The organism is uncultured Gemella sp., assembly GCF_963525875.1.
Lineage (GTDB): Bacteria > Bacillota > Bacilli > Staphylococcales > Gemellaceae > Gemella.
Genome location: NZ_CAURMG010000074.1, coordinates 1 through 4,344 on the forward strand (window position 1 = coordinate 1; position 4,344 = coordinate 4,344).

The following is a 4,344-nucleotide window of genomic DNA, read 5'->3' on the forward strand; positions in this document are numbered from 1 at the left end:
ACATATTCGCTAGCTTCTTTAATTCTTGCGATTACTTCTTCTTTATCTTCTAAATCTGCAAATTTAGATGTAATTAATCCTAAAACAACTTTTTTATCTTTTCCAACTTTAGCTAGTGGCTTGAAATCTCCTGCACGATCTGTATCGTATTCTAAGTAGTATGCATTTACGTTTTCTCCAGCAAGTAACTCGTCTTCAACGTTTTGGTATCCTCCTTGAGAAATCCACTTAGAAGCGAAGTTACCACGACAAACGTGTGTATTGATTGCTAAGTCTCCTGGCTTCCCTTCAATAACTTCATTATTTAATGCTAAACAACGTGCTGCATATTCTCTACGAACTTCTTCTAAAGGACGCGCATCACGGAAACGATTCGCAAATCCATCATCAGCTAATGCTCCCCAAGTACAATCATCAAATTGTAATACGCGTAATCCTTCGTTGTAAAGGTCTGCGATTACTTGTTTATACGCTGCTACAATCGCATCTTTTAATTCTTCGAATGTTGGATAGAATTTTTCATATCCCTTAATGTGATCTTCTGTACGAATCAACTCGAAGTATAATTGTGATGGTGATGGAATTGTTAGTTTTACTGTTACATCTTTTTTATCAGCTACTAAATCTCTTAAGAATTTGTAGTGTGCCACAAATGGGTGATTTTCTCCACTAATTTTCCCTGATACTTTTGCTGTATCTGGTTTAGTTTCAATTCCTTTGAATGGATACCCTTTTTCTCCCTGAACGTGTTCTACGCCGTTAAGTCCCCAGAAGAAATCAAGGTGCCAGTATGCACGGCGAAACTCTCCATCTGTTACTCCTTTTAATCCATTTGCAATTTGCTTTTCAACTAATTCTGTAATTACCTTGTCTTCTACTTTCGTTAATTCTTCCTGTGATAATTCACCTTTTGAGAATTTCTCACGAGCTTCTACTAACTCCTTAGGTCTTAAAAATGATCCTACATGATCTACTCTATACGCTACATTTTTAACTACTTTATTTTGACATCCTTGACACATATATTTCTCCTTTTGTTTAACTAATATATTTTCTCTTTTTTACTCTTCTGACTTTATTATTTTGACTATATTATTAACATCTAGTTACCTTTATCTTTTTTAATAAATATTCTTTTTCATAAACTAAAACTTTTATATAAAGACCGGATTATTCATCCTCTGGTAATATCGCTACTACTCTTACTGGAGATCCAGTTGCCTCTGTCCAGTTTGGATAAGCAATTGAGATTAGTGCTCCGGTCGTAGGTACTTGATCAAGATTTGCTAAAACTTCAATTTGGTAAATATCTTGTTCTAATAAATAATATTCTTGGATTAGTCCTTCAGCAGCTGCTGTTACCCCTGAGTCGGTATCTAGAGTTTCGTGACCAACTGCTTTAACATTTCTTTCTTTAATTAAAAATTCTAATGCATCTCTTCCCCATCCCGGAGTGTGTTGAACTTCATTTTCATCTAAATTTCTAATTTGATCATAACTTGGCCAACGTTTTGACCAATCACTTCTGAATGCTACGAATGATTCTGGTAATATTTCTCCATGTTCAGCTTCAAAATCAAGAATATCTTGTTTAGAAATCACATAATCATTATTCTCCGCTACTTCTTTACTTTTATCTATTACATATAAAGGTAATAGTAAATCTTTAAGTTCAATTTCATCTAACCAGCGACCACCCTCAACGAAGTGAATAGGCGCATCGATGTGTGTTCCATATTGACCAACAACTGAGAATTTTTGAACATAGAATCCATCTTTTAAAGTAAAGACATTTTCTTTTTCTAAAGCAGGTAGCGCTGGGAACTTAGGTGAATTTTCATCAATTTTGTGGCTTAAGTTAACCCATTTTTTGTTTTTTAAAGTTTTATAAATATTTAGTAATTCTGACATGTTTTTGTCCCTCCAAAGTGTTTGTAATATTAGATTAAGTTAAGTATCCTTGTGATTATTTTGAGAAATAAAAAAGTCCTCACAGAAGCGTATGCTTCTGCAAGGACGTCTAATAATTTACGTGTTACCACCTTACTTTATGATATTCTCACAAATATCAACTCAAAAAGTACGCACCAAAATAGAATGGTGTTATACCCTGAAGCTATAACGGGCTCACCCGTAAAGGTCTAATTATTCGACCATTAACACTCAAAGACCATTTTCAAAGTTTCCAATACGATCTCTTTTCACCATCCGAGACTCTCTTTACCATCTTTCACTTTTACTTATCTTATCAACGTGTGAATCATTAACTTGTTAATTAGTATAACAATTAATTTTTAGTATGTCAATAGTTTTTTGAATAATTGTGTATTTTTATCTAAAAACTATTTATAATTTTGAGTAATTGTCAGAAAACGGGAGCGACTCAAAAATCGTGATTTCATAGAAATCGATTTTGTCGAGTCACCCCCGCAAAGTTTATTAGATATCTAAAAAGCTTTTATAAAGCGAATTTAGATATCAATAAACCACTGCGTCTATGAGTTTTCATATAAACCTTGTTAAAATTTAGGGCTTTTGGGTCAGTCCCCTTATTATTTTTCCTAAACTTTTATAGAACCTTATATTCTTATTTTTGTTCGAACTAACTTCCAGAGAATAACAGGCACTAATAGTATTGTTAGCACTAAAGCAACACCTTGATTAATACCAAATATATCTACTAGTACTAGTAAAACAAAAGCGAATACTCCCACTAATAAAATTAAATATCCCACTAATAAAACTCTTTCTATTATGAAAAATCCACCTTCTTTTTCTACATTATGATTTTTATAAACCTTACTTGCTAACAGCATAATTATTGTTAAAATGACTAGATAAATAATAATATTCTTCCAAGGAGTGTAGCCGAAATAATAAAATATTGGCATTCTTGGTAGTTTATCAAGAAACGGCTCATTTGAAAAATAATTTACAAAGAATAATTTTCCTACACCAATCCATACTCCCAATGGATAATATATTAATGTGAGAGCTGGAATATACATCACACCTATGCTCAATATACTTCCGCAAAAACTTGATAAGATTGCTCCTAGTAATACTAGACCTATTCCTAGTATATAAATTTTATTATTTATTTCAAATACAGCTGGCACATTATAGTGTTCTCCTAACAAACTATTACTTATAACTGCTATATTGGTTAATCCTGTTAGAATGTAGCTAACTATTAAGGTTAAGAATGATAAAATTACTTTAGCAAAGTATACTTTCTCTTTTTCATAAGGTAAGCTCGCTACAAATTTACCAAAATTAGTATGATATTCAACTCCAAAGATTAATAACGGGATCAAAGTTATTAAAATATAATACCCAATATTAGTTCCCTCGTTAAACATAGTTTCTTTTAACTTAATTTTACTAGATTCTAAATTTTCTTTTAAGAAAGTTAATGTTTTTGTATTACTAATATCTAATGCTGGAGGGTATATTTTATCTAGTTCTTCTTGTTTATCAAAATACTCCTTGCTACCCGGCTGTATTCGTGACCATTCTTTATACTTAGTAACATTATTCAGTTCTTCTTCTGTTAAATATTGTTTGTATTTTTCACTTTCACTACCAACAAGTACATTTAGATCCTCATTGTTAGTATAAAATGTCCATATTGGAGAACTTGGAAAATTATGTAAATATGCTCCAACTGCATAAGAATGTTTCATCTCATTTAACTTTTCTTTTGATAATTTTTCCTTATAATTTTTTTGATATTCTTCTTTTGACTTATACAATTCATGTGTTTTTTTATTTAATTCGTCATTAGATGTGCCTTTTCTAATTTCCAATTTCTTTGCTATTCCTGTTGTTAATTGAAAATCATAAACTGCAACTCCATTTTTTAATTCATTTAGTTGTTTATTAGTAGTTGTAGCAGCAAATGTCGAAAAAGCAATTAATAGTATAATTAATATTATTGAATATTGTTTCAAATATATGCGCATAATTTTTAAAATATCTTTACACATTTTCATCTTCCCCTTTACTATTTAATAAAAAGATATCCTCTAATGCAATAGGCAGTTTATCATATTGAAGAAGATCTTTATCTTGGATAATCTCCTGCGTAACTTCATAACTTCCCCTCATAATAACAACATAAACTCTTCCAATATTACTAATAATTCTTACGTCAGGATTACGACGTAACTCCTCTGATATTTTTTCTTGGTACACTAATTGATATTTACTATACTCATCCTTATTAACTTCTTCACTAACTCCAACTCCATCATCTAAATAGACAACCTTATCACTTATATTTTCTAAAGCATTTAATTGATGACTACTAATTAATAATCCAATCCCATCACTTTGAGCATC

3 protein-coding genes, 1 pseudogene and 1 other annotated feature are annotated in these 4,344 nt (G+C 31.0%); all 4 genes and pseudogenes read right to left on the reverse strand.

The genetic code is table 11. From position 1 onward, the window contains the following. Window positions 1–1,022 (reverse strand): 5-methyltetrahydropteroyltriglutamate--homocysteine S-methyltransferase (locus RWQ73_RS07775; protein WP_314407805.1); only part of this gene is annotated, 1,022 nt, incomplete at its 3' end. Window positions 1,023–1,170: 148 nt separating this feature from the next. Next, window positions 1,171–1,911 carry a cyclase family protein gene (locus RWQ73_RS07780; protein ID WP_314407807.1) on the reverse strand — a complete coding sequence of 247 codons (741 nt, stop codon included), beginning with the start codon at window positions 1,909–1,911 and terminating at the stop codon, window positions 1,171–1,173. A gap of 98 nt (window positions 1,912–2,009) precedes the next feature. Beyond that, window positions 2,010–2,261 (reverse strand) — a binding site (T-box leader). A gap of 318 nt (window positions 2,262–2,579) precedes the next feature. Continuing rightward, window positions 2,580–3,989: a hypothetical protein gene (locus RWQ73_RS07785; RefSeq protein ID WP_314407808.1), complete on the reverse strand. Its 1,410-nt coding sequence runs from the start codon at window positions 3,987–3,989 to the stop codon at window positions 2,580–2,582. Beyond that, a pseudogene (locus RWQ73_RS07790) lies at window positions 3,982–4,344 on the reverse strand (ABC transporter ATP-binding protein); the annotation flags it as partial. The gene RWQ73_RS07785 and the pseudogene RWQ73_RS07790, both read right to left, overlap by 8 nt.

Coding starts and splice junctions, on each gene's coding strand:
- RWQ73_RS07785 (WP_314407808.1), bottom strand. CDS start 3,989: ATGTGTAAAGATATTTTAAAAATTATGCGCATATATTTGAAACAATAT.
- RWQ73_RS07780 (WP_314407807.1), bottom strand. CDS start 1,911: ATGTCAGAATTACTAAATATTTATAAAACTTTAAAAAACAAAAAATGG.